This is a genomic window from Oharaeibacter diazotrophicus (assembly GCF_004362745.1).
Taxonomy (GTDB): Bacteria; Pseudomonadota; Alphaproteobacteria; order Rhizobiales; family Pleomorphomonadaceae; genus Oharaeibacter; species Oharaeibacter diazotrophicus.
The window spans coordinates 1,087,378-1,112,905 of the sequence record NZ_SNXY01000006.1 but is presented as its reverse complement, the minus strand read 5'-3'; the positions used below and the strand labels follow the sequence as shown (position 1 = coordinate 1,112,905).

Sequence of the window (25,528 nt, the reverse complement as noted above, 5' to 3'; positions counted from 1 at the left end):
GATCCGTCTCGCGGCCCGAACGTCAGCTCGACCCGCGGCCCCGGGCGATCGCGAACAGCGCGAAGGCGCCGCAGGCGGCGGCGGCGAAGAAGGCGAGGCCGTGCTGGGTCGCCTGCATCGCCGCACCGGCGGCGAGGGGCCCGACGAGCGCGCCGACGCCCCACATCAGGCCCATCGCCGCGTAGATGCCGACGAGGTCGGAGCCCTGGAAGCGGCTGCCGACCACGGTCAGCATGATGGTGTAGAGCCCGACGAAGGCGCCGCCCCAGACGAACAGCAGGGCGTAGGTCGCGGTCTCGTCCTGGAGCGCCAGCGGCCAGACCAGCGCGCCGACCGTCGCCGTCACCGCGAGGATCGCGAGCAGGCGGATGCGGTCCATCTTGTCGCCGAGCCAGCCGATCGGCAGCTGCAGCAGGATCGCGCCGATCATCATCACCGACATCAGCCGCGTCGCCCCGCTCTCGGCCCAGCCGAGCTGGACGGCGTAGATGGCGAGGAAGGACAGGCCCGCCGTCTCGATCGCGGCGTTGAGCACCGTCGAGGAGATCGCGACCGGGGCGAGCGCCATGTAGCGCAGCGGATTGCCGGTGGCGGGCTCGTCGAAGGCCGGCGCCGACACCTTCGGGGAGGCGACGAAGACGGCGGCGGCGAGCGAGATCACCGCGCCGATCGCGAAGGGCGTCACGCCGTCCGAGCCGACCACGGACAGGATCGCCGGGCCGCTGGCGAAGCCGATCGACAGCGCGGCCGTGTAGGCGGCCATCGAGCGGGCGCGGGTCTCCTCGGTGGAGAGGCTGTTGGTCCAGGTCTCAGACAGCACGAACAGGATCTCGGAGGACATGCCGAGCAGGAAGCGCAGCGGGAACCACAGCCATATCCACGGCGCCGCCGGGAAGGCGATCAGCACCGCGGCGGCGGTCGCGAGCGCCAGGATCACCAGCTTGCGGATGCCGAAGGCGGCGACGATGCGCGGCAGGATCGTCGCGGTCACCAGCACGCCGACGGCGTGCATGGCGGCGTTGGCGCCGATCACGATCTCGCTCGCCCCGCGGGCGACGAGGTCGAGCGCGATCAGCGCGGCCGCGAGGCTGTAGGTGAGCCCGAACATGGTGGCGGTGGCGATCACCGCGGCCCGGGACAGGACGGTCGAGGTCGGCGTCGTGGAGGCGTCGGTCATGCGGTCCTCGGCTCGTTGTCGGGGGCGCCGCCGCGGCGCAGGCGGGCGAAGAAGGCGAAGAGGCGGGCGGTCCAGCCGACCTCGCCGCGCTCGACGATGCGGGCGAGCGTGCGGGCGTAGTCGAGCACGAGGCCGGGCGTCCAGGTCATCGAGGCCGCGCGATTGCAGATCATGGCGGCGACCCAGAGGTCGGGGTTCAGGAGCAGGCCGACGAGCCGCGCCCACGCGAAGCGGGTCGCGAGCGAGCCCTCGAGGGCGGCGTCGAGCGCCGCCGCCACCGCCACGGAGCAGTTGCGGTTGGTGAGGTTGTAGGTGTCGTCCTGCCGGTAGCCGACCCAGAATGCGCGCAGCCGCCGCGGGTCGTAGTTGCGGAACTCGACGTTGCCGTCGGCCGGGCACCATTCGGCGCACTCGTGCTCGTAGCTCGGCTGGAAGCGGCCCTTGAAGTCGTTCTCGGCGGTGCCGCGGAAGGAGGCCATGAAATCGGCGCGCGAGCGGTCGAGCTCCACGGCCGGATAGTGGCTGATGTAGAGGTCCGGCTTCATCTCGAGCGCCGAATGGCCGGTCGACATCACGCCGTTGCCGTCGACGGCGGCGATGTAGCGGTCGATCAGCAGGCGACGCTCGGGCTCGTAGGCGGAGCCGACGGGGGTCCAGATCCGGACCGTCAGCGGATGCTCGACCGCCACCGTCTCGCCGGTGTCGATCAGGACGGGGGCGTGGTCGTACCAGCCGCGGCCGCCGAACACCGGCAGGTTCAGGATGGCGACCTCGTCGTCGAGGGTGCGCAGCATCAGCCCCATGCGGATCAGCAGGACGCCCCAGAGCGCGATCAGGAGCCCGATGCAGACCGCGACGTTGCGGCCCGGCGGCAGCGGCCAGTCGGCGTAGAGCAGCAGCGCGAGCAGCAGTTCGACCGCGCCGAAGGTCGCCATCGCCCGCCAGTTGCCGTAGCGGACCAGGAAGGCGAAGCCGATCCGCCAGATGCCGTCGAGCACCAGGGCGAGGCCGACGAAGACGGCGAGGCCGACGTCGGTGCGCACCGGCACCCCCATCACCAGCGCGCCGATCAGCACGAGGCCGAGCGCCTTGGCGGCGGTGACGAAGCGGGCCGATCCCTCGACCCGCCCGAGCGCCGCCGACATGGCCGACACCACGCCGTTGGCGACGAAGACGAGGCCGATCGCGGTCTGCGCCAGCAAGGTCACGCGGTCCGAGGCGTCGGCGGCGATCACCAGCGCCAGCGCCACCAGGAGGCCGCCGAGCACGGCGAGGACGTACCACTTCGACCGGAACGAGGCCGGACCGATCAGGAGGAACGCGAGTTTCAGCATCTGGACGTCCGCATCTCCTCGCCTCCCGACGTCGCCGGATACCGTTCGGCGGAGCCGCGGCGACGGTGGAGGGGCCGCTCTTTCCGACGGGATGGGCAGAGGGTCGTTTCTTATGATTTCACAAGGCGGTTAGCAAGAAATTGCATCGCCGCCGCCGGCTGCGCGCCGACCATGGTCACGACAAATTCGCGCGCCGGCGCGATTGTCCGGGAATAGGATCGCCGCCGGGGCGGTAGCTTGGTCATGAGGATCGACATCGACGTCACCCCGCACCTCGACGCCCTGTGGCGCTACGCCCGCGTATTGACGCGCGACGACGCCGACGCGGACGACCTGTTGCAGGAGAGCCTCGCGCGGGCGATCCGGCTGTCGGGCTCCTACGACGCGACCCGGCCGCTCCTGAACTGGCTGGTGGTGGTGATGCGCAACACCTTCCTGTCGTCGCGCCGGCGCTCCGCCGCCGAGCGCGACCGCATCCACGGTGCGATCCCGGACGACGAGACGGCGTTGCCGTCGCAGGAGGACCGGGTCGACCTCGCCAAGGTGATGCGGGCGTTCGAGGGCCTGCCGCCCGACCAGCGCGAGGTGCTGCAGCTGGTCGCGGTGCTGGGCTTCACCTATGCCGACGCCGCGGAGACGCTGGGGGTTCCGGTGGGAACGGTGATGTCGCGGCTCGCCCGCGGCCGGGCCGCGCTGAAGGCGCGGGTCGGCTACGGCGGCGCCGCGGTCGGCCCGAAGTTGAGAGTCGTGGGAGGGACCGATGAACGGGACTGACCGGCCCGACGAGATCGAGATCGCCGCCTATGTCGACGGCGAGATGGCGCCGATGCGCCGTGCCGAGATCGAGGATCTCGCCGCGCGCGACCGCGAACTGGCGAGCCTGCTCGAGGAGGAGACGGCGCTGACGGAGGCGCTGCGCCGCGGTCAGGCCGGGCCCGGCCGCTGGTCGGACGAGAGCCAGCGCCAGGCGCTGAGGCTGCAGCGCCGGCTGAAGGCCCACGTCCACGCGCCGATGGCGCGCCGCGCCGCGGCCGCGGTCGCTTGCGTAGCGCTCGGCTGGGGACTGAATTCGGCGACGCAGCCGATGCGGGAGACGCCGGCCACGGTGGCCGACGCCCGCTTCGTCGACGCCGCCCGCGAAGCGCTCCGGGTCGCCGCGCTCGACACCGGACCGCAGGCCCCGGGCGAGCCGATCGCCCGCAAGATCGACCGCCTGGAGGCCGTCACCGACGTCGAGATGCCCAAACTGCCGGCGAACTGGCGGGTGCTCGGTGTCCAGGTGCAGCCGTTCAACGGGCGGCCGAGCGTGGTGGTGACCGCCGAGAGCCCGGTTCTCGGGGCGGTCACCCTGGTGGCGGCGCCGATGGACGTCGAGGGGGCGGTGCCGCCGACCCCGGCGCCGGACGACGCCGTGCCGACGGTCTACTGGCAGAGCGGTGGAACCGCCTACGCCCTGATGGGCGCCGTCGCCCCGACCCGACTGAAGTCGGTCGCCGACGGCATCGAAGTGGCGACGCGCAGGAAACCCTCGTCCCGGGAACGGGGTTGACCGCCGCGCGACGACAACAACGACGATGAAACGAACGGAGGATCCATGACCGCGTCCATCATCGCCAACCACCTCCAGGCCGCCCTCGGCACCGACGTCGGGATCAGCTTCGACGACACCGCGGCGCCGCGCGAGGTCGTGCTCTATCGCCCCGACCGGCTGTCCGAGGACTTCGTCGCCCTCGCGCTGCAGAGCCTCGAGGACACCGATCCGAACGCGCTCGACAGGATCGAGGCGGTCCTCGTGACCTTCGAGACCCCGCTCGGCCGCTCCCGCCGGCGGGTCGACTTCCGCCCGCGCGGCGGCGACGTCGGTCGCGACGCCGCGGCATGAGCGCGCTGCACCTCTACGAACTCCGCCCGGACGCCGCCACGAGCGGCGTCCACCCCGCCGGGCGGATCGTCCTGGTCGTCGCCGGGTCGGAGGTCGACGCTTCGGCGGCGATCCGCCGCGCGCTCCACCCCGGGGACGACGATCCCCGGTTCGCCGGCTCCTCCGCGCCGCTCGCGCTGGAGGATCTCGGACCGCACGACGGTCCGGAGGAGCCGGGCGCCGTCTTCGTCGACGGCTACCGCATCGCCTGCTGAGGACGCGGGAACGGGACCGCGTGGATGCGCGGCCCCGTTCCGACGAGGTGCGAGCGCGGTCACCGGTCGCCGGGGAGGGCGCCGGCGCGCACGCCCGGGCGGACCGGGCTCGCGGCAGGCACGGGAGGGCCGGGCCGCGTCCGGTCCGTCCCCCCCCCCTTTTTCGCCCCCGATGCCGCGCGGCCTCAGATCGAGGTCGTCAGCCGCGTCAGCCAATCCGGCCCGATCTCGACCAGACGGGCCTCCAACGCCTTGTCCGCCCCCGTGAGGATGGCGACGCCGGCCGCCGCCAGGGCGAGGCCGAGCAGCGTCTTCGCGCCCTTTCCCGCCGACAGCATCCGCCCGCGCATCCGGACCAGCCGATCGCGCGAGAGGTATCCCATCGCCGCGAGCGGCAGGCCGGCGCCGAGGCCGAAGGCCGCCATGGTGAGGGCGACCATGCCGAGGTTCTCGCCGCGGGCCGCCATCAGGGAGGCCGCGCCGAGCGTCGGGCCGACGCAGGGGCTCCACACCGCCCCGAGCAGAAGGCCGAGGGCGAACTGGCCGCCGACGCCGTCGGTGGAGAAGCCGCCGAAGCGGCGCTCCGTCCAGTCGCCGACCGGGCCGGCGGCGGCGGCGAGGCGCGTCTGCGCCGCCGGGACCGCCAGGACGATCCCGAGCGCCACCAAGAGGAACGCCGAGACCGCGCGGAACACGTCGGCGTCGAGGCCGATCGCGAAGCCGACGGTCGCCACGAACAGGCCGATCGCGGTGAAGGACAGCGCGAGGCCGCCCGCGAGCGCCACCGGTCCGAGCCGGTGCTGCGACGCCGCCGCGCCTAGCAGCAGCGGCAAAAGCGGCAGCACGCAGGGCGACAGCACCGACAGCACGCCGGCGAGGAATCCGAAGCCGGGCATGGCGGCCTCAGATCGCGCTGCGGAGCAGGGCCTCGATCGACGCCGGATCGGTGTCGCCGATCGAACGGCCGGTCTCGGTGGTGCCGCGGAAGACGATCAGCGTGCTCTGGCGCTGGGCGCCGAAGGAGCGCAGCACGTCCTTCTGGCTGTCGAAATCGACGGCGAGGACGACAAGGTCGGCGAACTCCGGGCGGGCCTTCAGGCTCTCGATCACCGGGTGCTGCGCCTTGCAGACCGGGCACCAGCTCGCGGTGACGTCGACCAGCACGGGCTTGCCCGTGGCGGTCGCGGCGGCGAAGGCCTCCGGCGTGAAGGGCGTGCCGACCTCGGCGCGCGCGGCGAGGGTGGACGCGGCGAGCGCCGCGGCGGCGACGGCGAGCAACTGACGGCGATGGATCATGGTCGTCTCCCCTGGAACACGGCCGCCCGCACGGACGGCCGACGCTTGGACGCGTCGGGGGAGCACGCCGTTACCACCGTGCATTTCACGCTTTCGCGACAGCGCCGTGATCGCGGGTCCCGGCCGTCACGCCGGGGCGAGCGCAGTCACCTCGCGGCGGAAGGGCAGGGCGTCGCCGCGGTCGGGGCCGTCGAGATCGCGGGCGTAGCGGTGGCCGGCGAAGGTGGCCCAGGCGATCGGCGCCGGCGCGGCGGCGTCGCCGATCAGCGCGAGCGAACGCAGGCCGGCGTCGGCCCACTCGTCGGCGCGGGCGCGGAGCTCGTCGTGTACGGCGGTTTCCGAGCGGCGCGAGGCGACCAGGACGACGGCGTCGCAGGTGATCCGGCCACGGGCGTCGGTGTAGGCGCAATTGGTCTCGACGCCGTCGGCCTGGAGGGCGGCTACGCCGGTGTTGAGCACGATCGCGACGCCGGCCGCGGCGAGCCGGCGGTGGACGGCGCCCTGTTCGAGCGTGTTGCGCGACCAGTCCGAGACGTAGGGCGCCGGCGTCACCAGGGTGACGTTGCAGCCGCGTGCGGCGAGCAGCTCGGCGATCACGCCGCCCATGTAGTAGTGGTCGTCGTCGTAGACGACCACGGTGCCGGTGGGCAGTCGGCCGTCCATGACGTCGTCCGGCGTGAAGACGGGCAGGGCGCCTTCGCGCGGTATCTGCACCACGTGCTGGCGGGCGACGCCGTCGGCGCGCCAGTGCGAACCGGTGGCGAGGCAGACGTGCTCGAAGCCGAAGCCGAGGATGTCGTCGGCCGTCAGCGGCGAGGCCGGATAGAGCGAGACGTTGCCGAGCTGTCCGAGCTGGTAGAGCCGGTAGTCGGCGACGCGGCCCCAGGCGGAGAGGCCGGGCAGCAGCCGCTCGCGGGCGACGCGGCCGCCGAAGCTCTCGCGGGCCTCGGCCACCGCCACCTCGTAGCCCCGGCGGGCGAGGCCGAGCGCGGCCTCGAGTCCGGCCGGGCCGGAGCCGACGATCAGCACGCGCTCGCTCGGGCCCTTCGGGTTCATCCGCTCGGGATGCCAGCCGCGCCGCCACTCCTCCATCCAGGTCGGGTTCTGCGTGCAGCGGCCCATGCCCTGGATCATGTCGCCGGTGACGCAGATGTTGCAGCCGATGCACTCGCGGATGTCCTCGATCCGGCCCTCCTCCACCTTCAGGGGCAGGAACGGGTCGGCGATCGAGGGGCGGGCGCAGCCGACGAAGTCGAGCACGCCCTGGCGCACCATGCGCACCATGGTGTCCGGCGAGGTGAAACGGCCGACGCCGACCACCGGCTTGCCGGTGAGGTCGCGAATGCCCTTCACCAGCGCCTCCTGCGCCGCCTCCTCCTTGAAGCGCGACGGGCCGGAGCAGTCCTCCCAGGTGCCGTGGGCGAGGTCCCAGAGGTCGGGCAGGTCGGCATTGAGGGCGACGAAGTCGCGGACCTCGGCGTTGGAGAAGCCGAGGTCGCCGATGGTCTCGTCGAGCGAGACGCGCAGCGTGATCGCCATGGTGTCGCCGACGGCGTCGCGGATGTCGGCGACGACCTCGCGCACGAAGCGCGAGCGGTTCTCGAGGCTGCCGCCGTATTCGTCGCTGCGCTGGTTGGTGGCGCGCGACAGGAAGTGCTGGAAGATGCCGAAGCCGTGGGCGCCGTAGAGGCAGATCAGGTCGAAGCCCGCCGTGCGGCAGCGCCGGGCGGCGTTGACGAACCAGCGCCGGAGGTCGGCGATGTCGCGGCGGTCGAGCGCGCGGGCCTGGACGGGGTCGTTGGTGAAGGTGCGGATCGGCAGCGCGGAGGGCGCGAGCGGCACCTCCTTGGTGTACATGTTCGGGCCGTTGATCCCCGAATACGCGAGCTGGATGCCGGCGAGGGCGCCGTGGGTCTTCATCCGCTCGGCCATGCGGGCGATCGAGGGGATGTCCTGGTCCTCCCAGAGCCGGAGCTCGATGAAGGGCGTGATCTCAGAGGTGTGGTGCATCTCGGTCTGCTCGGTGAAGATCACCCCCCAGCCGCCTTCGGCCTTGACGCCGCGCATCTCCGCCGCCGCCGACGGGTCGCGGTAGCCGCCACCGTTGCAGTGCGGCACCTGGTAGAACCGGTTCTTGGCGGTGAGCGGCCCGATCCGCACGGGCTCGAACAGGATGTCGTAACGCGGGTCGCGCACGGCGGCTTCCTCCGGGTGTGACGTTTCTTCGTTATTGATCTGCGCGCGCCGCGCGCGCGGGTCCCGCCGCCGGCGCTCCGCGCCGGCGGGTCCTCCGGTCCTCGGCGCCGTGTTCCGTCAGTGGTCCTCGCCGTCGGCCTTCAGGAGCGTCAGGATCTCGCGCTTCAGCGCGATGAAGCCGGGCTCCATGACGAGGTCGAGCGAGCGCGGCCGGTCGAAGCCGACCGGAATGACCTTGCGGATCTGGCCGGGCCGGCCGGACATGACGAAGACCCGGTCGGCGAGCAGGATCGCCTCGTCGATGTCGTGGGTGACGAACAGCACGGTCTTGTGGCTGTGGTCCCAGACCCGGAGCAGCAGCTGCTGCATCTGGTGGCGGGTCTGGCTGTCGAGCGCGCCGAAGGGCTCGTCCATCAGGAGCACGGCGGGATCGTTGGCGAGCGCGCGGGCGATGGCGACGCGCTGCTTCATGCCGCCCGAGAGCTGGGCGGGATAGTGGTCGCGGAAGCCGGCGAGGCCGACCTCGGCGAGATAGTGGTCGACCAGCGCGCGCCGCTCGCCGGCCGGCAGGCCGCGGCGCTTCGGGCCGTATTCGACGTTCTGCGCCACGGTGAGCCAGGGGAACAGGGTGTAGGCCTGGAACACCATGCCGCGGTCGGCGCCCGGCTCGTCGATGACGCGGCCGCCGACACGGATGGTGCCGCCGGTGCGCTGCTCGAGGCCGGCGATCAGGTAGAGCAGGCTCGACTTGCCGCAGCCGGACGGGCCGACGATGACGGCGAACTCGTTGCGGGCGACGTCGAGCGAGATGCCGTCGAGCGCCAGTACCGAGGTGGCACCCGTGCCGTAGCGCAGGCTGACGCCCTCGACGGCAATGTCGGCGGCGGAAGCGGCGACGGTGGAGGGGGTCTTCATGAGCATGGTCATTTCGCCCAAGGGGCCACGACGCGGCGGGCCACGCGGAACATCTGGTCGGTCAGGAGGCCGAGGATGCCGATCATGGCGATGGCGAGGAAGATGACGTCGACCTGGAAGCCGCGCATCGCCTTCAGCGAGATGTAGCCGAGGCCCGACTTGGCCGCCACCAACTCGGCGACCACCAGATAGGTCCAGGCCCAGCCGATGGTGACGCGCAGCACGTCGAGCACCGCCGGCAGCGTCGCCGGGAAGACGATGTGGCCGACCGTCTCGGAGCGGCGGGTGCCGAGGGTGTAGGCGGCGTTGACGAGGTCGCGCGGGACCGAGCGGGCGGCGTCGGCGATCATCACCAACTGCTGGAAGAAAATGCCGAACACGATGATCGAGACGCGCTGGTCGAGGCCGATGCCGATCCACAGGATGAACAGCGGAACGAAAGACGTCACCGGCAGATAGCGGATGAAGTTCACGAGCGGGTCGAGGAAGGCCTGGACCGCGCGGTAGGTGCCCATGGCGAGGCCGAGCGGAACCGCCACCACCGACGAGATCACGAAGCCGATCAGCACCACCTGCGCACTGGCGAAAGTGTGCTCCCACAAGGTGCCGTCGGCGGCGAGGCGGCCGGCGGTGCCGAGCACGAGGCCGGGCGTCGGCAGGAACATCTTCGGCACGAGGCCGCCGTAGGTGAGCAGCACCCAGCCGGCGATCACGATCACCCAGACGGCCGCACCGAGGGCGACGACGAGGGTGGACGGAATGGTGCCGAAGGGCACCGACACGGTCTTGAGGAGGGATCTGTCCGACATCGCCTGCGTCTGGTCCGGTTCCGGGGCGAGGGGCGGCGGCGGCCGTTCGGGCCGCCGCCGCGGGACGGTCACTTCGCCAGGAAGGAGGTGTCGACGAGGTCGTCGTACTTGACGTCCATCTTGAGCTTGCCGAGGCCGCCCCAGATCTCGCCGCCGAGGGCGACCAGCTTGCCGGCCTCGCCGGCGGCGCCGCCGCCGAAGAACTCGGCGTTGCGCTCCCTGCCGTAGAAGTTGACGCCGGCCGCGGAGGCGGCGAAGTCCTTCGGGTCGGACAGCCAGCCGCCGACGCCCTTGGCCATGATCGCGTAGGCGTCGTCAGGGTTGGTCTTGATGTACTCGTTGGCCTTGTAGAGGCCCTCGACCAGCGCCTTGACGTCGTCGGCCTGGTTGGCGATCACGTCGCAGCGCAGCGACACCACGTCGACGATCAGGCCCGGGGTCTCGGCGGAGGAGATCAGGACCTTGCCCTTGTTCTCCTTCTTGGCCAGCGTCAGGTGCGGCTCCCAGGTGACCGCGACCGGGATGCGGTCGGCCATGAAGGCGGCCGCGGCGTCGTCGGCGGTCATGTTGGTGATCGAGACGTCCTTCTCGGTCAGACCGGCCTGCTTCAGGAGGATCGAGAACCAGAACTGGCTGACCGAGCCCTCGTTCATCGCGACCTCGCGACCCTTGAGGTCGGCGATCGAGGCGACGTCGGCCGGGGCGAGGATGCCGTCGCCGCCGTGGCTGTCGTCCAGCGCGTAGACCGCCTTGAAGCAGTTCTCGGGCGTGCGGTACTTCATGATCTCGTCGATCGTGGAGGCGTTGCCCTGCAGCTCGCCGCTGGCGACGGCCGCCATGTAGAGCGAGGCCTCCTCGATGATGTCGAGCTCGACGTCGAGACCCTTCTCCTTGAAGTAGCCGAGGTCGCGGGCCAGGAAGAGCGGGCCGTATCCGACCCAGGTGGTCATGCCGAGCTTGATGGTGCCGGCCTCGGCCGCGGGGGCTGCGAGGAGGGCGAGGCCGGCGGCGAGCGCGGCGGCGCGAAGGCGAGACGACACGGACATGCTGATCCCCCGTTTGTTTTCGGGCCTCGGCGGCGTGTCGCGACGCATGGTCCCGCGCACGGCTCCCGAACGGCCGTCCTGTTGGGCAGGGTGAGCAAACCACGGTTCCTGCCTAGGCTGAACCACGGAATTTCGTGTTTCTGCTTAGGCTCAGCCTAATCAGCGGGCCTGCCCATCCGGCAGGCGGACGGCGCCGCTCAAATCCGGCGGTTGCCCATCGCGGGGGCGACCATGCCCGGAATGTAGGCGTCGGAAATGAACGAGCGGGCGTGGTTCAGGAAGGCCGACAGCAGGCGCGACTTGCGCAACTGCTGCAGCGTCACGAGGCCGATCGTCATCGGGCGGTGCTCGCCGGCGAGGCGGACGCGGACGACGCGGCGGCCGTCGAGGGCGAGGTCGGAGCGCGGCGTGACGTTGGCGAGGGTGTAGCCGTAGCCGTTGGCGACCATGGTGCGGATCACGTCCGGCTGGGCCATGCGGAAGGCGACGTTGGGCTGCAGGCCCTCCTTCAGGAACAGCGCGGTGAAATACTCGGCGCTGAGCGGCAGGTCGAGCAGGATCAGCGGCAGTTCGGCGAGTTCGGCCAGCGTCACCGCGGAATGGCGGGCGAGCGGGTGGCTCTCGCCGACGACGGCGTGGACCGGCAGGTCGACCAGCGGGGTGAACTCCATCTCCTGGGGAATCTGGAGGTCGTAGGTGATCGCGACGTCGATGGCGGCGCGGTAGAGGCCGTCGAGCAGCTTCTCCTGATGCTCTGTGTGCGGGCGGATGCCGGCCCGCGGGAAGCCGCCGGCGAAGGAGATCGCGAGCTCGGGCAGGATCATCGGCGCCAGCGTGGTCAGGCAGCCGACGTTCAGCAGGCCGCGGACCTCCTCGCGCGACTCGACTGCCACCGAGTAGAGCGCCGTCGCCTGCTCGACGAGGCGCTTGGCCTCGATCAGCATGGTGCGGCCGACCGGCGTCAGCGACAGGCCCTGGGCGTGGTGGCGGATGAACAGCTGGACGTCGAACTCCTGCTCGAGCTGGGAGATCGCGGTCGAGATCGACGGCTGCGAGATGTTGATGCGCTCGGACGCCTGCGTGATGCTGCCGGTCTCGCCGGCGGCGATGAAATACTCGAGCTGGCGCAGCGTGAAGCGCATCTCTCTCCAGGGCTCCGGGGGCCGGCGACGACGGCGCCGACCCTACGACGCCGCGGAGCCGGCGGGGAAGGGGGAGGGGATCTCCTTCTCCCGCAAGGAGAGAAGGCTACGCCATCGCCGCCCCCTCAGGGATCGCCGGCGACGCCGAAGCGGGGGGCTTCGCCCGGGTCTAGCGCGCGGGTGACGTAGGCGTCGAGCTGCGGGGCGTAGAGCGCCCAGAGCGCGGAAAGGGCGCCGACGGGGTCGTCGTCGTGCCAGTCGACGCGCAGGTCCGCGACCGGCCAGGACACCTGGTCCACCATCAGGAGACCGGCCGAGTGGATCGGTCCGGCCTCGCCGCCGAGCGCCACCGCGGCGGCCATCGCCGCGAGCAGACGGTCGGGCAGGGCGCCCTCGGCCGCCTCGAAGGCCGCGACCATCGCGGCCGGCACGCCGGGGTCGGCGAGCAGGTTGCCGGCGGCGACGCAACCCTCGCCCTCCGCCGTGGCGTGGACGCCGAGCGCGGCCGCGCCGGAGAAGGTGGCGGTGCGCCCCGCGCGGTCGACGATCGCGAGCTGGCGCCAAGCCGCGTGGGGATAGCCGTCGAGCAGGGCGTCGAGCGTCTCGCGCGCCGACCGCCCCTCGGCGAGCAGCGCGAGACCGCGTTGGCCGAGCGCGGGGTCGGTCACGTTCTGGCTGGCGACGACGCCGGCCACGGCGCGGGCGTGGGCGCAGCGCGCCGCCACCGCCGGCGACGACGACGCGATGGCGATGCCGAAGCGGCCGGTGCGGGCGCAGCGCGCCGCGATCGAGAAGGTCATTCGGTGTCGTCCGCGTCGGGGATGACGGCGATGACGTCGATCTCGACCAGCCACTCCGGCCGGGCGAGGGCGGAGACCACGATGCCGGTGGAGACCGGGAACACCCCCTTCAGCCAGCGCCCGACCACCCGGTAGACCGCCTCGCGGTAGCGCGGGTCGATCAGGTAGATGGTGATCTTGGTGATGTGCTCGAGCCGCGAGCCGGCCTCCTTCAGCAGCATCTCGACGTTGGCCATCGCCTTCTCGGCCTGCCCGGCGGCGTCGCCGATCGCCACGCTCTCGGTGGTGTCGAGGTCCTGGCCGATCTGGCCGCGCACGAACACCATGGTGCCGCGGGCGACGACGGTCTGGCAGAGGTCGTTGTCGAGCTTCTGTTCCGGGTAGGTGTCCCGGGTGTTGAACATGCGGATGCGCTTGTGGACGGCCATGGCGTCAGGCTCCGAGGGCGGTTTGCGGCAGCGGCACGGGCGTGCCGTAGCCGCGGTTGGCGTAGAGCAGCGGCGCGCCCGGGCCGGCCGTGCCGATCGCCGCGACGGCGCCGAACAGGACGTGGTGGGTGCCGACCCGCTCGCCGGCGGCGAGCCGGCAGTCGAACCAGGCGAGCGCGCCGGCGATGCGGGGCGCGCCGACGGCGCCGGGCGTCCAGGCGGCGGCGGCGAACTTGTCGCCGCCGGGCACCGGGCCGCGGCCGGCGAAGGCGTCGGAGACGGCCGACTGGTCGTCGCGCAGCACGTTCACGCAGAAGGCGCCGTTGGCGAGGATCGCGGCGGCGGCGGGCGAGAGATGGTGGACGCAGACAAGCAGCGTCGGCGCCGGCCCGTCCGCCGACACCGACGACATCGCCGAGACGGTGACGCCGAAGCGCCCCGCCGGCCCGTCGGTGGTGACGACGGCGACCGTGCAGGCGGCCAGACTCATCGCCTGCAGGAAGTCGCGGCGGAGGCCGTCCGCGGGCGGGACGGCGAGGTCGGCGGTGGCCATGGCGGTTCTCCCCGGGGCGCCGGTCCGGCTCACTCGGCCGCCTGACGGCTCGGCGGGGTGGTGTTGAACCACTGGCTGACCGCGCTGTCGCCGGGCGCGCGCGTCACCTTGCCGAGGACGTTCTCGGAGAGGCCGGCGGCCTTGCGGACGAAGTCGAGCGGACCATCCCAGTCGAAGTTCCGGTAGACCGCGGCGAGGTGCGCGAAGGGCGGCGACTGGGCGAACAGCTGGAAGGTCAGCCGGTGGCCGGCGTAGTCCGAGTTCAGCATGTCGCGGGCGAAGGCGAGCAGCTTGCGGCGGTCGTCGGCGATCCACTCGGAGTTGATCGTGTAGAACTTGTCGAGCCAGGGCTTGGTCTCGGGCGCGTCGAAGGCGGCCTTGTCCGGGGTGACGCAGATCTGGCCGCCGCAGAGCTCGCGGGCGATGTGCATCATCTCGTGCAGCTGCGAGCAGGCGAGCACGCGGCCGGTGTAGAGCAGCGACTGGTTCGGCATCATCAGTCCGCCCGGCGAGCGCTCGGACAGCGCGATTGCCGCGGTGAGATGAGCGTTGATGCCCTCGCGGTAGACGGCGAGCTGGGCGAGCTTCTCCTGCACCGCCTGCTGCTTGTCGAGACCGGTCTGGCGGGCGTTGAACAGCGCCGCGCCGATCATCATGTCGGCGAGCTTGAGGTTGCGCTGCACGAAGGCGAAGGCGGAGTAGCGGTGCAGGGTGGCCCGGATGAACATCGCCGCCCTGGTGTGGCGGTAGAACAGCACGTTCTCCCAGGGAATCAGCACGTCGTCGAAGATGACGAGGGTGTCGACCTCGTCGAAGCTGTTCGACAGCGGGTAGTCGTCGGCCGGGGCGCGGCCGGCGAAGCCGGTGCGGCAGATGAACTTCAGGCCGGGCGAGCCGAGGTCGCAGATGAAGCCGACGGCATAGTCGGAATAGGCGGCGTTGCCCCAGTTGGCGATGGTCGGCTTGGTGAAGGCCTGGTTGGCGTAGGCCGCCGCGGTCTCGTACTTGGCGCCGCGGACGACGATGCCGGCGTCGGTCTCGCGGACGACGTGCAGCAGCATGTCCGGGTCCTGGTCCTGCGGCGGCTTGGAGCGGTCGCCCTTCGGATCGGTGTTGGCCGAGACGTGGAACGGGTCGGCCTTCAGCACGCGCTGGATGTGGTTGCGGATATTGGCGGAGAACTGCGGGTCGACCTCGTTGAGGACGTCCTGGCCGTCGAACAGCGACCACATCTCGCCGACGGTCTCGTCGCCGACGCGGGTGACGACGCCGCCGACCTCCTCGAGCAGGGTGTCGGTGGCGCGGCGCTTGTCCCACCAGTCGCCCTGGGTCAGCGGCAGCTTGTTGCCGATGCCGTTCCACTCGCCGTCCTCCTCGTAGGCCATGAGGTGGCGGGTGCGCGGGTCGTGCTGCATGTCGTAGAAGCGGGCGCGGATGTCGACCAGCGGCTTGAACATCGGGTGGGACGCGACGTCCTTCACCTTCTCGCCGCCGACGTAGACCGCGCGACCGTCGCGGATCGATTCGATGTAGTCAGCGCCGGTGCGGATCATGGTCCTGGCCTCCGAGATGTCGTGCGTGGCGCCATTGTTGGCAGTGCGGCATGCTTCGCGAAATTATGGCTTTCGGAAATTCTGCTTCGGCTATTCCGAAGCCGCGCCGTCGCCGAGCCGGTCGACCAGACGGGCGAGCATCGCCCGGCAGGCGGAAAGGTCGGCGGCGGTCACGAACTCGTCGGGCTTGTGGCCCTGGTCCATCGAGCCCGGCCCGCACACCACCACCGGCGCCCCGAGCGCCTCGACGAACAGCCCGCCCTCGGTGCCGAAGGCGACCTTGGAGAAGCCGGTGCCGGCGAGGGCGGCCGCGGTGCGGGCGGCGGTGCCGGCGCGGTCGGTGTCGAGCCCGGGATAGGCGTTCTCGACGGTGAGGGCGATCCCCGTCTCCGGAAAACGCGTCCGGCCCGGCGCCGAGATGCGCTCGGCCGCCGCGAACAGACGGTCCAGAACGGCGCGGGACTCCGCGGCCGCGACGTCGCGGATCTCGAAGTCGACGCCGGCGGCGTCCGGCACGATGTTGAGCGCCGTGCCGCCGGCGATCAGCCCGGCGTGGACGGTGGTGTAGGGCACGTCGTAGCCGGGATCGCGCGCGCCCTCGGCCTCCAAGGCGGCCTGCTCGGCGCGCAGCGCCGCCACGAAGTCGGCGGCGAGATGGATGGCGTTGAGGCCGGTCGGAGCGAGGGCGGAGTGGGCGGCGTGGCCGCGACAGAGCGCGCGGGCGGCGAGCTTGCCCTTGTGGCCGGTCGCGACCGTCATCGACGTAGGCTCGCCGACCAGCACCAGCCCCGGCGACAGCCCGGCCGCGGCGAGGTCGGCCAGCATCGGCCGGACGCCGACGCAGCCGATCTCCTCGTCGTAGGAGAGCGCCAGATGGAGCGGCCGGGCGAGCCGCCTTCCCGCGGCGGCCGTCGCCGCTTCGATCGCGCATGCGACGAATCCCTTCATGTCGGCGGTGCCGCGGCCGTGCAGCCGGCCGCCGTCGGCCCGGAGGCGGAACGGGTCGGACGTCCACGCCTGTCCGGTCACCGGCACCACGTCGGTGTGGCCGGAGAGCACGACGCCGCCGGCGCCGGGCGGGCCGATGGTGGCGAAAAGGCTCGCGCGGTCGCCGGAGGGGGCCGGGTAGAGCCGTGCCGCGATCCCGGCCTCGGCGAGCCGGTCCGCGACCCAGCGGATCAGGTCGAGGTTGCCGTCGCGGCTGACGGTCGGGAAAGCGACGAGACGGTCGAGCAGGCCGAGCGCCGCGCCGAGGTCGGGCGCCGCGCCGGATGGTGACCCGGCGCCGGGTAGCGACCCGGCGGTCATGCCGGTGTCCGCCAGGGTAGGGGGCCGGCGGCGAGTTCGGCGACCTCGCGGCGGTAGGGCAGGTCGTCGAGGCCGCGCGGCGGGGCGTCGAGTTCCTCGGCGTAGCGCCGGCCGGCCCAGACCGCGGCGGCGATGGTGCCGGGGGCGAGGGCGTCGCCGATGCGCGTCACCGACTTCAGGCCGGCGTCGGCGAAGGCGTCGCTGCGGGCCTCGAGGTCGTCGGCGAGGCCCTTCTCGGGCAGTCGGGCCGTCACCAGCACCACCGACGCCGCCTCGCGGTGGACGACCCGGCCGGTGTAGGCGCAGGCGAGGTCGACCGCGTCGGCGCCGATCGCGGCGAGCACGCGGTGCGGCACGATCTCGACGCCGAGCTCGAGCAGGCGCGCCTGCACCTTGTGCTGTTCCATGGTCATCTCCATCCAGGACGACGCTTCGCCGGTCGGTGTCACCAGCGTCACCGCCCGGCCCTCGCGCACGAGGAGTTCGGCGAGCACGCCTCCCATGTAGTAATGGTCGTCGTCGAAGATCACGACCGGACCGGCGGGCGGGCGGCGGCCGGCGATCAGGTCGTCCGGCGTCAGCACGGCGGCGCCCTCGGCGACCGGCAGCGGCCGGAGGATGCGGCGGCCGACGCCGTCGGCGCGCCAGCGCGCGCCGGTCGCGACCGCGACGTGGTCGAATCCGAAGCCGAGCACGTCCTCGGCGGTCAGCCGGCTCTCGCGGTAGACCTCCACGTCGGCCATGTCGGCGATCCGGCCGACGCGGTAATCGACGACACGGCCCCAGGCCGACAGGCCCGGCAGCCGCCGCTCGCCGACGAGGCGACCGCCGAGATCGCGCGTCGCCTCGGCGAGCGCAACCTCGTAGCCGCGCCGGCCGAGCATCATCGCCGCCTCGAGGCCGGCGGGGCCGGCGCCGACCACCAGCACGCGGCCCTCGCTCTCGCGCGGGCGGATCCGCTCGGGATGCCAGCCGCGGCGCCATTCCTCGCCCATCGCCGGGTTCTGGGTGCAGCGGATCGGCGACATGGTGTGGTCGCCGGAGACGCAGATGTTGCAGCCGATGCACTCGCGGATCTCCTCGAGCCGGCCGTCCTCGATCTTCTTCGGCAGGAACGGGTCGGCGATCGAGGGCCGGGCGGCGCCGATCAGGTCGAGGATGCCCTGGCGCACCATGCGCACCATGGTGTCCGGCGAGGTGAAGCGGCCGACGCCGACGACCGGCTTGGTGGTCAGCTTCTTGATGCCGGTGACGAAGGGCTCCTGGTAGGCCTCGTCGGCGAAGCGCGAGGTCTGGCTGTCGTTGTCCCAGGACGACAGGGTGAGGTCCCAGAGGTCGGGCAGTTCGGCGAGGTGTCCGACGATGTCCTGGGCCTCGGCCGCGTGGATGCCCTCCTCGCCCATAAGCTCGTCGACCGAGATCCGGCAGGCCACCGCCATGGTGTCGCCGACGGCGTCCTTCGTGTCCTCGAGCAGCTCCTTCAGGAGCCGGCAGCGGTTCTCGAGCGAGCCGCCGTATTCGTCGGTGCGCTGGTTGAAGCGGCGCGACAGGAAGAACATCGCCCCGCCGAACAGCTTGCCGGCGTAGACGTAGGTGAGGTCGTAGCCGGCGTTCTTCGTGCGCAGCGCCGCCGAGCGGTGCCAGTGGCGCAGCGCCCGGATGTCGGCCTTGTCCATGGCGCGGGCCTGGACGGGATCGTTGAAGACCGAGAACACCGGCAGGTCCGCCGGGCCGAACGGGATCTCGCGCGAGGTCAGGTTCGGCGCGTTCATGCCGTTGTGGGCGAGTTGCAGGCCGGCGAGCGCGCCGTGGGCGTGGATCGCCTCGGCGACGCGGGCGAGGGCGGGCACGTCCTGGTCCGACCAGTTGCGCAGCTCGATGAACGGGCCGATGTCGCCGGTCGGGTGGATCTCGACCTGCTCGGTGCAGACGACGCCCCAGCCGCCCTCGGCCTTGATGGCGCGCATGGCGGCGTGGGAGGTCGGGTCGCGGTAGCCCATGCCGTTGCAGTGCGGCACCTGATAGAAGCGGTTCTTCGTGGTGACCGGGCCGATCCGGACCGGGTCGAACAGCACGTCGTAGCGGGCGTCGCGGGTCATGGCGGCGAAGCTCTCCTCTCCGGTCGGTGCCGCCGAGAGTAGGGAGCCGCCGGCGCACCCGCCAATTCGCTTTTGCCGATGAAGGGCTTCGGCGCGGGCGATGCAGCCGGTGCGGGCCCATCTGGCACGGATCCTGCGAAGCGGGCGACGGCAACCGGCTTTCGGCCCCGGAGGGAAGGATCGCCCGTGCAGACCGTCAACGGCGCCCTCGACGTCCGCCTGATGCGCACGCTGCTGCTGCTCGTCACCGAGTGCAGCGTGTCGCGCACGGCCGAGATCCTCGGCCAGACCCAGCCCACCGTCAGCCTCGCGCTGAAGCGGCTGCGCGAGCTGATCGGCGACCCGATCCTGGTGCGCGCCGGCGCCAACTTGGTGCCGACCGAGCGCGGCCTCGAGCTGCGCGACACCGTGCGCCGTCTGCTCGCCGACATCGACAGCCATCTCGCGCCGCCGCCGCGCTTCGACCCGTCGCGCTCGGACCGGCGCTTCCGCCTCGTCGCCGCCAACTGCCTCGGGGCGGTCTTCCTGCCGCGCATTTTCCGGGCACTTGCCCGCGAGGCGCCGCACGCCACGGTCGAGGCGGTGCCGATGCTCCCCCACGGCGAGATGATGGGCCACCTCGCCGACGGCTCGATCGACCTCGTGATCGGCAACTGGCCGAACCCGCCGGAACAGTTGCGCACCGTTCCGCTGTTGACGACGCCGATCCGCTGCGTCGTCGCCGCCGGCCACCCGCTCGCCCGCGAGCGCGGCCCGCTGGCGCTCGCGCGCTATCTCGCCGAGAGCCACCTGTCGCCGACCTCGGGCGAGGTGCTGAACCTCAGCCCGATCGACGGCCGCCTGCTCGAACTCGGGCTGCGCCGGCGCATCGCGGTGTCGATCCCGGAATTCGCGATGGTGCCGCAGGTGCTGGCCGGTTCCGACCTCGTCTTCACCACCGGCGCGCCCTTCGCCGAACAGATCGCCCGCGGCGGCGACTTCCGTCTCCTCGACGCCCCGGCCGAACTCGGACGGATGGAGTTCTACCTGCTCTGGCACGAGTGCAAGCACCACTCGCCCGCGCACGGCTGGCTGCGTCAACTCGTCAAGGAAATCGCCGCGGATTTGCGCGTCCACGAACTCGCCGAGATCGGCGGCGGCGCGGTGCTCGACGCGGCGGAGTAGGGCGCGTCGCGCCGAGCAAGTCGTTTCATGTTTCCGCGCCGTCCGGCAATCCAGATCCAATCGGGTGTTTCTGTCTATTGTACTCAACCTTGAGATGGCTCTGGCGCTGTCCCGCAAGGGTGGTGGCAGAGTGCGACGTAGCGAAAGACTGCGATGACCAATCTTCATTTGTAAGTTGCATGCGGGCAGCGAGCCTCTTAGCATCCTCATCGGTTTGTCGTCCGGGGAGGCGGAAGCGATGCGACCGATATTGCCAGCTCTGATCGTCTTCATCGCATGGTTGGCCGCCTCACCATCGGCGGCACAGGAGTGGGGCTGCTACGATCCGCGGCCGGGTCATCCAAGCGACCAAGAAAAGGCTGACTTCGTCGCCGCTGCCGGCGCCGCCGCCGTCGCGGCGGAAAAGAAATACGGCGTGCCCGCGCCTGCTATCGCCGCAATGGCGATCGTCGAGTCCGGCTACGGCTGGACCAGGACGGCGCTGGAGGCGAAGAATTATTTCGGGTGGAAATACTATTCGGATCGCTCGGCCGGCGGGCGGGCCGCCTATGTTCTTTCGTGCCAGCCTCCCGAGGATATCAACAACAAATACGTCGTCTTCGACAGTCTGGAGGAATCGGTCGATTTCGTCGCAATGAAGCTATCGACGCTTGACTACTATCACGAAGCATCGCGCGCCTATCGAAGGACCGTGGCCGCCGGCGCGGACCCGACCGAAGCTACCCGGCTCTGGCTGGAGCGGATCGCCAATCCCTACAACTGGCGGCCGGAGGCGTATGTTCGGAGCGTGACCAGAGTGATGAACGACCCGGTTCGACCGTCCGACGCACTCTCCGCCGAGCGCAACCTGTTCCGACTTGCGTCGCTGCTGCATCGGAACGACCCGACCGCCGCCCGACCCACGGTCGCACCGGCCGTCGCGACGGTCGTGCCGGCCGCGTCCGGTGCCGCCGACGCTCTCCTCGAGCACGCCCTGGCCAAGGTGAAACCCTGGAATGGTTCCTGCGATGCGCCGGAGACGGACCGCCCGGGATGGGAGGGGTTTCCGGTCACGCTCTGCCGCTACAGTGACGTCGGTGCGATCGTGTCGACGCATATGCTCAATCCAGACAAGACCAAGCTCGCCCGGTGGATCGCTACGGCTTGCCGTGATGCTGGCGCCAAGAAGGGCGTGGCGTGTGTCGACTATCTCGTCAAGGAGATCCAAACCGCCTCCAGCATGGGGGTCTTTCCCGTCTCGGGCTATATTCCGGAGCCTGCCGGCGACGGCAACTACTGTTTCCTGTTCCGCGACGGTGTCACGATCACGACTGCGCGCCGCCCGAAGCAACTTCCGCCCGCATCCGGTGGCTGCGATTCCGACGACCACAGCGACGAAGCTGCTCTGAAGGCGCGAAAATTTGCCCGCGTCGCGTCGACGACGCGGTACCACTATAGAGTTGCCGGCGGTCTCGAGGATGTCGGTGAGGACGGCGACGTGCGGTGGCTCGACGTGGTGCGGAAGCTGTACCAGGAAGCGTGGACGAGTGATCGCAACCAGTTGATCTCCGCGAAGGCGATCGCTGCGAAGAAGGCCGGCGTCATCGAGTGAACGCCGTCGAATGAGTGCACCGGTCCCATCTTCACATTTGTTGCACCTCCTTTACCGCGCCGCCCAGAAGCGTTCGTGCGGGGCGGCGGCTTCGTCCTCGAGCATGGGGCCGATCACCTCGACCGGGCGACGGCCGGCCGCGAAGACGGTGCGGCAGGGCAGGTCGAGCGTCGGGTTCTCCGGGTGGTCGCCGGTGATGGTGCCGAGGCGGTGCTCCGACAGGCCGTAGACGACGCGGCCGATGCCGGCCCAGTAGATCGCGCCGGCGCACATCGCGCAGGGTTCGGCCGAGGTGTAGACCGTGGCGTCGGCGAGTTCGGCGGGGCGATGGGCCTGCGAGGCGCGGGTCGCGATCACGCGTTCGGCGTGGCCGGTCATGTCGTGGTGCGGGTGGTAGGCGTTGCCCTGCTCCATCAGCACGCTGCCGTCGCCGCCGACCAGGATGCAGCCGAACGGATGGCCGCCGTCCACCGCCGCACGCTCTGCGACCGCGAAGGCGAGGCGGAGATAGCGGGCGTGGTCGAGGTCGGGCGGTGCCATGGCGGCGTCTCCGGCGGGGTGCGTCGTCGCGATGGTGCGGCGCCACGCCTGTTCCGGTCAAGGCGACGACCCGGGCAACGGAGCGACGGCGCGGCCGGAAATGCGCCGCGGCCCGGCCGGTACGGTTCCGCCCTATGAGGAGTATTACGCTGCCTTTATGGGCATGCCCGCGTCTTGGGCGGATGATCCCTCCACCGGAACGAACCGCGAGGGGACCGCAGATGACGATGGGATCGATGAATCGGCGCCGCGTGCTGGCGGGCATGGCGGCCGGTGCGGGCCTGACGGTGCTCGGCAGCGGCCGCGCCGCCTTCGCCGCGCCGACCGAACTGGTATGGGCGACCTGGGATTCCAACGGCCACCTGGAATACGTCGCCCCGTTCGAGAAGCAGACCGGCGCCAAGGTGAAGCTGTCCTATCTCAACAGCGAGGACGCCCAGTTCGCCGCGCTCAAGACCGGCACCGCCTCCGACTGGGACATCGTCAACCCGTCGCTGAACGGCTCGTGGCGCTACATCAAGGGCGGGGTGCTGAAGCAACTCGACCTCGCCAAGATGCCGAACATCGCCGGCATGTACGACGTGTTCAAGTCCACCGACAAGGTCAAGGACGAGGCCGGCAACACCTTCGCCATCCCCTATCTCTGGGGCCTCAATCCCCTGGTCTGGCGCACCGACGTGCTCTCGGAGGAGCCGACCTACTCGACCCTGTTCGACCCGAAGTACAAGGGCCAGCTCGCCATGCGCGACTACGCCCTGGAGTCGATCGCGATCGCGGCGCTGCACATCGGCATCCCCCGCGAGAAGGCCTTCACGCTCTCGGCGGACGAACTCGCCGAGTGCAAGAAGGCGCTGATCGCCCAGAAGCCGCTGCTCCGGACCTATTGGCAGACCATCGGCGACCTCACCAACCTGTTCGCCACCGGCGAGGTCACCTGCGCCTTCTCCTGGCGCGTGCCCTACGACGCGCTGAAGGACAAGATGAAGGTCGCCATGGCCAAGCCGAAGGCGGGCATCATGGGCTGGTGCGACTGCTTCGGCATCCCGGCCGGCCTCGCCGACGACAAGCTCGAACTCGCCTACGCTTTCGGCAACTACCTGCTCGGCGCCGACTACGCCTCCGCGATCGCCGAGATCGGCAACTACGCCACCACGTCCGGCATCGTCCGCGACAAACTCACCAAGGAGAAGCAGGAGGCGATCTTCATCGACGACCTCTCGGTGATGCAGTCGTTCATGTGGCCGGTGGCGCCGCCGAACTACTCCGAGTGGCTGAAGGTCTGGGCCGAGGTCAAGGCGGCCTGATCCTCGGGCCGCGTCGGGGTGGCGACCGTGCCACCCCGTCCGGTCCGCCCGCCGCCCGCCCCTTGCGGACGGGCGTCGGCACCCCGCGTTCCGCCGGGCAGGGGCCGCGCGCCCCGCCGGCCCCCGACGAGCGAGAACGGCCTTCCGATGGCGACTGGCGCCGGTGCGACGCTTCCCGATCCGATCCCCCGCCGGACCGACCCGGCCGCGACGCCGCCGCTGCTCTCCGGCCGCGGCCTCGTAAAGAGCTACGGCCGCGCGCTCGCCGTCGCCGGCGTCGACCTCGACATCCCCGAGCGCGCCTTCGTGACGCTGCTGGGACCGTCGGGCTGCGGCAAGACCACGATCCTCCGGATGATCGCCGGCTTCGAGACGCCCGACGCCGGCTCGCTGACCCTCGACGGCCAGTCGCTCGCCGGCGTGCCGCCGGAGCGGCGGCCGGTCAACACGGTGTTCCAGTCCTACGCGCTGTTCCCGCACCTGACGGTGTTCGAGAACGTCGCCTTCTCGCTGCGGCTGCGCGGCCAGGTGCCGAACCTCGAGCAGCGCGTCGCCCGCGCGCTCGACGCCGTCCACATGGGCGAATTCGGCGCCCGCCACCCGCACCAGCTCTCCGGCGGCCAGCAGCAGCGCGTGGCGGTCGCCCGCGCCATCGTCGCCGAGCCGCGGCTGCTGCTGCTCGACGAACCGCTGTCGGCGCTCGACCGCAAGATGCGCGCCCATCTCCAGATCGAGCTCAAGGACCTGCAGCGCCGGCTCGGCATCGCCTTCGTCTACGTCACCCACGACCAGGAGGAAGCCTTCGCGCTGTCCGACGTGCTGGTGGTGATGAACCGCGGCCGGATCGCCCAGAAGGCCGACCCGCGTACCGTCTACGCCCGCCCCGCCGACGCCTTCGTCGCCGACTTCATCGGCGGCGCCACGCTGGTGCCGGGCCGGGTACTCGCCGCGGCGCCGGGCCGCGCGGCGCTCGAGACGCCGCTCGGCACCGTCGAGACCGAGGCGGCCGACGGCCTTGCCGTCGGCGACGAAGCGGTTCTGGTGGTCCGCCCCGAGGCGGTTGCGCCGACGCCCGGCGGCGCGATCGCCGGCGAGGTCGCCCACGTCGTCTACCAGGGCGACCGCACGCTGGTGGAGGTCCGCGCCAACGGCGTCCGCCTCGCCTATGCCGGCGACGGCGTCCCCGCGCCCGGCGACGCCGTCGCGCTGGCGCTCGTGCCCGGCCGCTGCTTCGTGACGAGGCCGGCGTCATGAGGATGCCGGCGATCCCGCTCGGACGCCGTCATCTGGCGCTGCCGGTCGCGGCGGTTCTGGTCGCCGGCTGCGTGGTACCGCTGGCGGTGCTGGTGGTGTTCTCCTTCTTCGTCGTCGAGGATTTCGAGCTGCTGCCGGCCTTCTCCGGTCGGGCGTGGTACGAACTCGCGACCACCGCGAGCTACTGGTGGCTGATCGGCAAGGCGGTGCTGTCGGGTGTCGCGGCGGCGGTGTTCACCGCGCTCGCCGGCTATCCGGTGGCGCTGGCGCTCGCCGGGGTGCCGGCGTCGTGGAAGGGCGTCGGCGTCGTCGTGCTGCTTACGCCGCTCTACACCGGCGAGATCGTGCGCATCTACGCGTGGCGGATCGTGCTCGGCTCGGAGGGGCTGGTCAACGCGGTGCTGGAGGGGCTGGGTCTCGCCGCCGAGCCGGTGAAATGGCTCCTGTTCACGCCCTTCACCACCGCGCTGGTGCTGACCTACAACAACCTGCCCTTCATGGTGCTGGCGATCTGGGTCTCGGTCGAGATGGTCGACCGCCGGCTGATCGAGGCCGCCCGCGACCTCGGCGCCCGCCCGTTCCAGGCTTTCGTCAAGGTGACGCTGCCGCTGACGACCCCCGGCCTCGCCGCCGGCGTCTTCGCTGTGTTCGCGCTCGCCGCCGGCGAGATGCTGACGCCGAGCCTGCTCGGCGGCACCTCGGGCCAGACCGCGATGGCGATGATCGACACCCTGTTCGGCACCGCCTTCGACTGGCCGATGGCCTCCGCCCTGGCGCTCGGCCTGCTCGCGGCCCTGTTCGCGGGTGCCGCCGGCCTCGCCTTCGCCCTGATGCGCCTCGACGGCGCCCGCGCCGTGCTGGCGCGTACGACGCGCTGAGGGAG

Annotated in this window: 25 protein-coding genes; 9 read left to right on the top strand and 16 right to left on the bottom strand. The window is 71.3% G+C overall.

Annotation, left to right across the window (positions count from 1 at the left end):
• Positions 1-22 precede the first annotated feature (22 nt).
• A complete protein-coding gene (locus tag EDD54_RS05240; RefSeq protein ID WP_126535924.1) occupies positions 23-1,177 on the bottom strand; it encodes an MFS transporter in 1,155 nt (384 codons plus the stop codon).
• Positions 1,174-2,511: a protease gene (locus EDD54_RS05235; protein WP_126535926.1), complete on the bottom strand. Its 1,338-nt coding sequence runs from the start codon at positions 2,509-2,511 to the stop codon at positions 1,174-1,176. Before EDD54_RS05235 ends, EDD54_RS05240 begins: the two co-directional genes overlap by 4 nt.
• 243 nt (positions 2,512-2,754) lie before the next feature.
• Here EDD54_RS05235 and EDD54_RS05230 point away from each other — a divergent pair, with 243 nt between their 5' ends.
• The 4 genes from EDD54_RS05230 to EDD54_RS05215 are packed head-to-tail and all read left to right on the top strand — an operon-like array spanning position 2,755 to position 4,647.
• Positions 2,755-3,285: a sigma-70 family RNA polymerase sigma factor gene (locus EDD54_RS05230; RefSeq protein ID WP_126535928.1), complete on the top strand. Its 531-nt coding sequence runs from the start codon at positions 2,755-2,757 to the stop codon at positions 3,283-3,285.
• The gene (locus EDD54_RS05225) at positions 3,272-4,060 is read left to right on the top strand and encodes an anti-sigma factor family protein (protein WP_126535930.1); all 789 of its coding nucleotides are present in this window, start codon (positions 3,272-3,274) and stop codon (positions 4,058-4,060) included. The genes EDD54_RS05230 and EDD54_RS05225 overlap by 14 nt, the downstream gene beginning before the upstream one ends.
• A gap of 45 nt (positions 4,061-4,105) precedes the next feature.
• The gene (locus tag EDD54_RS05220) at positions 4,106-4,393 is read left to right on the top strand and encodes a hypothetical protein (RefSeq protein WP_126535932.1); all 288 of its coding nucleotides are present in this window, start codon (positions 4,106-4,108) and stop codon (positions 4,391-4,393) included.
• Complete coding sequence (locus EDD54_RS05215) at positions 4,390-4,647, top strand: hypothetical protein (protein ID WP_126535934.1); 258 nt, start codon at positions 4,390-4,392, stop codon at positions 4,645-4,647. Before EDD54_RS05220 ends, EDD54_RS05215 begins: the two co-directional genes overlap by 4 nt.
• A 185-nt stretch (positions 4,648-4,832) precedes the next feature.
• On the opposite strand, the gene EDD54_RS05210 is transcribed toward EDD54_RS05215, so the two are convergent.
• From EDD54_RS05210 to EDD54_RS05150, 13 genes are all read right to left on the bottom strand, one after another.
• Complete coding sequence (locus EDD54_RS05210; protein ID WP_126535936.1) at positions 4,833-5,543, bottom strand: cytochrome c biogenesis CcdA family protein; 711 nt, start codon at positions 5,541-5,543, stop codon at positions 4,833-4,835.
• Positions 5,544-5,550: 7 nt separating this feature from the next.
• Positions 5,551-5,943 (bottom strand): thioredoxin family protein, encoded by a 393-nt coding sequence (locus EDD54_RS05205; protein WP_126535938.1) that lies wholly within the window; start codon positions 5,941-5,943, stop codon positions 5,551-5,553.
• A 126-nt stretch (positions 5,944-6,069) separates the two neighbouring features.
• Complete coding sequence (locus tag EDD54_RS05200) at positions 6,070-8,139, bottom strand: oxidoreductase (RefSeq protein ID WP_126535940.1); 2,070 nt, start codon at positions 8,137-8,139, stop codon at positions 6,070-6,072.
• Positions 8,140-8,256: 117 nt separating this feature from the next.
• On the bottom strand, positions 8,257-9,060 hold the full coding sequence (locus EDD54_RS05195) for an ABC transporter ATP-binding protein (protein WP_245515645.1): 804 nt from the start codon (positions 9,058-9,060) through the stop codon (positions 8,257-8,259).
• Between the two features lie 2 nt (positions 9,061-9,062).
• Positions 9,063-9,863, bottom strand: a complete 801-nt coding sequence (locus tag EDD54_RS05190) for an ABC transporter permease (RefSeq protein WP_126535942.1) — start codon at positions 9,861-9,863, stop codon at positions 9,063-9,065.
• Positions 9,864-9,931: 68 nt separating this feature from the next.
• Positions 9,932-10,909 (bottom strand): ABC transporter substrate-binding protein, encoded by a 978-nt coding sequence (locus EDD54_RS05185; protein ID WP_126535944.1) that lies wholly within the window; start codon positions 10,907-10,909, stop codon positions 9,932-9,934.
• A 197-nt stretch (positions 10,910-11,106) separates the two neighbouring features.
• Positions 11,107-12,051, bottom strand: a complete 945-nt coding sequence (locus EDD54_RS05180; RefSeq protein WP_126535946.1) for a LysR family transcriptional regulator — start codon at positions 12,049-12,051, stop codon at positions 11,107-11,109.
• A gap of 125 nt (positions 12,052-12,176) precedes the next feature.
• Positions 12,177-12,851, bottom strand: a complete 675-nt coding sequence (locus tag EDD54_RS05175) for a DUF1028 domain-containing protein (protein WP_126535948.1) — start codon at positions 12,849-12,851, stop codon at positions 12,177-12,179.
• Positions 12,848-13,279 (bottom strand): RidA family protein, encoded by a 432-nt coding sequence (locus tag EDD54_RS05170; protein ID WP_126535950.1) that lies wholly within the window; start codon positions 13,277-13,279, stop codon positions 12,848-12,850. Before EDD54_RS05170 ends, EDD54_RS05175 begins: the two co-directional genes overlap by 4 nt.
• A gap of 4 nt (positions 13,280-13,283) precedes the next feature.
• Complete coding sequence (locus EDD54_RS05165; protein ID WP_126535952.1) at positions 13,284-13,832, bottom strand: flavin reductase family protein; 549 nt, start codon at positions 13,830-13,832, stop codon at positions 13,284-13,286.
• A 29-nt stretch (positions 13,833-13,861) separates the two neighbouring features.
• A complete protein-coding gene (locus EDD54_RS05160; protein ID WP_126535954.1) occupies positions 13,862-15,385 on the bottom strand; it encodes a 4-hydroxyphenylacetate 3-hydroxylase family protein in 1,524 nt (507 codons plus the stop codon).
• Positions 15,386-15,475: 90 nt separating this feature from the next.
• Positions 15,476-16,693 carry an acetylornithine deacetylase gene (gene argE / locus EDD54_RS05155; protein WP_126535956.1) on the bottom strand — a complete coding sequence of 406 codons (1,218 nt, stop codon included), beginning with the start codon at positions 16,691-16,693 and terminating at the stop codon, positions 15,476-15,478.
• Positions 16,690-18,792 (bottom strand): oxidoreductase, encoded by a 2,103-nt coding sequence (locus tag EDD54_RS05150; protein ID WP_126535958.1) that lies wholly within the window; start codon positions 18,790-18,792, stop codon positions 16,690-16,692. Before EDD54_RS05150 ends, argE begins: the two co-directional genes overlap by 4 nt.
• A 186-nt stretch (positions 18,793-18,978) precedes the next feature.
• Between EDD54_RS05150 and EDD54_RS05145 the strand changes: the two genes are divergently transcribed.
• Together EDD54_RS05145 and EDD54_RS05140 are read left to right on the top strand one after the other, a co-directional pair.
• Positions 18,979-19,956 carry a LysR family transcriptional regulator gene (locus tag EDD54_RS05145; RefSeq protein ID WP_245515644.1) on the top strand — a complete coding sequence of 326 codons (978 nt, stop codon included), beginning with the start codon at positions 18,979-18,981 and terminating at the stop codon, positions 19,954-19,956.
• Between the two features lie 238 nt (positions 19,957-20,194).
• Positions 20,195-21,547, top strand: coding sequence for a glucosaminidase domain-containing protein (locus tag EDD54_RS05140; RefSeq protein ID WP_126535962.1), 1,353 nt, complete (start codon positions 20,195-20,197; stop codon positions 21,545-21,547).
• Positions 21,548-21,598: 51 nt separating this feature from the next.
• On the opposite strand, the gene EDD54_RS05135 is transcribed toward EDD54_RS05140, so the two are convergent.
• Positions 21,599-22,087, bottom strand: coding sequence for a nucleoside deaminase (locus tag EDD54_RS05135; protein WP_126535963.1), 489 nt, complete (start codon positions 22,085-22,087; stop codon positions 21,599-21,601).
• A gap of 236 nt (positions 22,088-22,323) precedes the next feature.
• On the opposite strand from EDD54_RS05135, the gene EDD54_RS05130 reads away from it, so the two are divergent.
• From EDD54_RS05130 to EDD54_RS05120, 3 genes are all read left to right on the top strand, one after another.
• Entirely contained in the window at positions 22,324-23,391 is a 1,068-nt protein-coding gene (locus EDD54_RS05130; protein WP_207620365.1) for an ABC transporter substrate-binding protein, read from the top strand.
• Positions 23,392-23,538: 147 nt separating this feature from the next.
• On the top strand, positions 23,539-24,645 hold the full coding sequence (locus tag EDD54_RS05125) for an ABC transporter ATP-binding protein (protein WP_126535965.1): 1,107 nt from the start codon (positions 23,539-23,541) through the stop codon (positions 24,643-24,645).
• On the top strand, positions 24,642-25,523 hold the full coding sequence (locus EDD54_RS05120; protein ID WP_245515643.1) for an ABC transporter permease: 882 nt from the start codon (positions 24,642-24,644) through the stop codon (positions 25,521-25,523). Before EDD54_RS05125 ends, EDD54_RS05120 begins: the two co-directional genes overlap by 4 nt.
• Positions 25,524-25,528: the final 5 nt, after the last annotated feature.

Bases quoted from the DNA above. Each gene is read 5' to 3' on its own strand.
- EDD54_RS05135 (WP_126535963.1), bottom strand. From the start codon at position 22,087: ATGGCACCGCCCGACCTCGACCACGCCCGCTATCTCCGCCTCGCCTTC.
- EDD54_RS05140 (WP_126535962.1), top strand. From the start codon at position 20,195: ATGCGACCGATATTGCCAGCTCTGATCGTCTTCATCGCATGGTTGGCC.
- EDD54_RS05165 (WP_126535952.1), bottom strand. From the start codon at position 13,832: ATGGCCACCGCCGACCTCGCCGTCCCGCCCGCGGACGGCCTCCGCCGC.
- EDD54_RS05235 (WP_126535926.1), bottom strand. From the start codon at position 2,511: ATGCTGAAACTCGCGTTCCTCCTGATCGGTCCGGCCTCGTTCCGGTCG.
- EDD54_RS05170 (WP_126535950.1), bottom strand. From the start codon at position 13,279: ATGGCCGTCCACAAGCGCATCCGCATGTTCAACACCCGGGACACCTAC.
- EDD54_RS05225 (WP_126535930.1), top strand. From the start codon at position 3,272: ATGAACGGGACTGACCGGCCCGACGAGATCGAGATCGCCGCCTATGTC.
- EDD54_RS05180 (WP_126535946.1), bottom strand. From the start codon at position 12,051: ATGCGCTTCACGCTGCGCCAGCTCGAGTATTTCATCGCCGCCGGCGAG.
- EDD54_RS05185 (WP_126535944.1), bottom strand. From the start codon at position 10,909: ATGTCCGTGTCGTCTCGCCTTCGCGCCGCCGCGCTCGCCGCCGGCCTC.
- EDD54_RS05160 (WP_126535954.1), bottom strand. From the start codon at position 15,385: ATGATCCGCACCGGCGCTGACTACATCGAATCGATCCGCGACGGTCGC.
- EDD54_RS05205 (WP_126535938.1), bottom strand. From the start codon at position 5,943: ATGATCCATCGCCGTCAGTTGCTCGCCGTCGCCGCCGCGGCGCTCGCC.
- EDD54_RS05175 (WP_126535948.1), bottom strand. From the start codon at position 12,851: ATGACCTTCTCGATCGCGGCGCGCTGCGCCCGCACCGGCCGCTTCGGC.
- EDD54_RS05125 (WP_126535965.1), top strand. From the start codon at position 23,539: ATGGCGACTGGCGCCGGTGCGACGCTTCCCGATCCGATCCCCCGCCGG.
- EDD54_RS05195 (WP_245515645.1), bottom strand. From the start codon at position 9,060: ATGCTCATGAAGACCCCCTCCACCGTCGCCGCTTCCGCCGCCGACATT.
- EDD54_RS05210 (WP_126535936.1), bottom strand. From the start codon at position 5,543: ATGCCCGGCTTCGGATTCCTCGCCGGCGTGCTGTCGGTGCTGTCGCCC.
- argE (WP_126535956.1), bottom strand. From the start codon at position 16,693: ATGACCGCCGGGTCGCTACCCGGCGCCGGGTCACCATCCGGCGCGGCG.
- EDD54_RS05220 (WP_126535932.1), top strand. From the start codon at position 4,106: ATGACCGCGTCCATCATCGCCAACCACCTCCAGGCCGCCCTCGGCACC.
- EDD54_RS05215 (WP_126535934.1), top strand. From the start codon at position 4,390: ATGAGCGCGCTGCACCTCTACGAACTCCGCCCGGACGCCGCCACGAGC.
- EDD54_RS05240 (WP_126535924.1), bottom strand. From the start codon at position 1,177: ATGACCGACGCCTCCACGACGCCGACCTCGACCGTCCTGTCCCGGGCC.
- EDD54_RS05150 (WP_126535958.1), bottom strand. From the start codon at position 18,792: ATGACCCGCGACGCCCGCTACGACGTGCTGTTCGACCCGGTCCGGATC.
- EDD54_RS05120 (WP_245515643.1), top strand. From the start codon at position 24,642: ATGAGGATGCCGGCGATCCCGCTCGGACGCCGTCATCTGGCGCTGCCG.
- EDD54_RS05230 (WP_126535928.1), top strand. From the start codon at position 2,755: ATGAGGATCGACATCGACGTCACCCCGCACCTCGACGCCCTGTGGCGC.
- EDD54_RS05190 (WP_126535942.1), bottom strand. From the start codon at position 9,863: ATGTCGGACAGATCCCTCCTCAAGACCGTGTCGGTGCCCTTCGGCACC.
- EDD54_RS05130 (WP_207620365.1), top strand. From the start codon at position 22,324: ATGAATCGGCGCCGCGTGCTGGCGGGCATGGCGGCCGGTGCGGGCCTG.